A 1,329-nucleotide genomic window follows, 5' to 3' on the forward strand; every position below is an offset into this window, starting at 1 on the left:
TGGTTTCGCCCCTGTATTCCCGTACCACCGGCATTAGTTATTTAAAGCCTGTTTCTCTCGAAACGTCCGTGGCGGCAGATACTTCAATGCGCTGTGCGGATGCCTCGTATTGTAATGTTCAAACCAGCCATGCAGTTGCCGTATGACTGCCCTGGCGTCTGGACGCAGTGCCAGGCTGGCATAGTCACGCTTGATGGTCTTCACGAAACTCTCGGCCATGCCGTTACTCTGCGGGCTATGAACTGGCGTTGTCACCGGCTTGAGTCCCAGGCTACGGGCAAATGAACGGGTTTCGGCAGCGGTATAACAACTGCCGTTATCGGACAGCCATTCGATTTCGTTCGGCACCGTGCTGTTGGCGCCAAACCGGTATTCGACGGCCTGCATCATCAAGTCACCAACGAGTCCGGCATCAATACCCTTGGTGGTCGCCACCCAACTCATCACTTCCCGGTCGCAGCAATCCAGTGCAAAGGCAACGCGCACCCGCTCGCCATTGTCACAGGCGACTTCAAAGCCGTCCGAGCACCAACGCTTGTTGCTGGCATCGACTGCCACCTTGCCGTCATGCTTGCGCGTCGATACGGGCCGACTTCCGTGCCGGTACAGCAGCAATCCGTGGTCGCGCATGACGCGATAGACAGCCTTATGATTGGCGCCACATCCGAGTTGGTATCGCAGTACCGCCCACACTCGGCGATAGCCATAAGTGGCCTGGCCATGAACAACCTGACGAATGTCGTCCAGAAGTGACTCGTCATCGCCGCGACTGCGCGCGGTACGGCGGTCAGTCCAGTCAGCAGGACGGTTCTGCAGTGCCACGAGATGGCTGCGCGCCACGCCAAGGGTTGAGCAGACCAGCCTCATTGCTCTTCCCCGGGCAACAGCGGCGAGCGCGCAATCCACTTTTTTGATTTGGCGAAATCGACCGCTTCCTTGAGGATTTCATTCTCCAGGGTCTTGCGTCCCAGCGCGGCTTCGAGCTGCTTAATACGTCGCATCGCCTCTTGCAGTTCCGAGGCCGGCACCACTGGCTCGTTGGCTCCCACGGCCACCAAGGAGCCCTCGGTATAGGCTTTGCGCCACTGGAACAGCTGACTGGCGGTGATACCCGCTTCCCGGGCTACCAGGGAAACCGACATGCCTGGTTCCATCGTTCGCCTGACCCATTCCAGCTTTTGTTCCGGGGTCCAGCGTCTTCGCCGCTGAACCCCGGTAATGACTTCCACTTCCTGATTTCTTCCTGAAGGCATAGGCATATCCATAGAAGTATTCCTAGTCGTAATTTTAAGGAATACCAATGGTCCGGAGATTCAGGGGGCTACTTCA

Annotated in this window: 1 protein-coding gene; it reads right to left on the reverse strand. The window is 57.6% G+C overall.

The window, feature by feature from the left end:
- Window positions 1–33: 33 nt before the first annotated feature.
- Window positions 34–1,265 (reverse strand): IS3 family transposase gene (locus E6W33_RS26850; protein WP_136420444.1). Its coding sequence is split into 2 segments (ribosomal slippage): window positions 34–905 and window positions 905–1,265, totalling 1,233 coding nucleotides; the frame shifts between segments, so codons are not numbered across the junction.
- Window positions 1,266–1,329 lie beyond the last annotated feature (64 nt).

It is taken from the genome of Herbaspirillum sp. ST 5-3, assembly GCF_004804275.1.
Classification (GTDB): Bacteria; Pseudomonadota; Gammaproteobacteria; order Burkholderiales; family Burkholderiaceae_D; genus Noviherbaspirillum.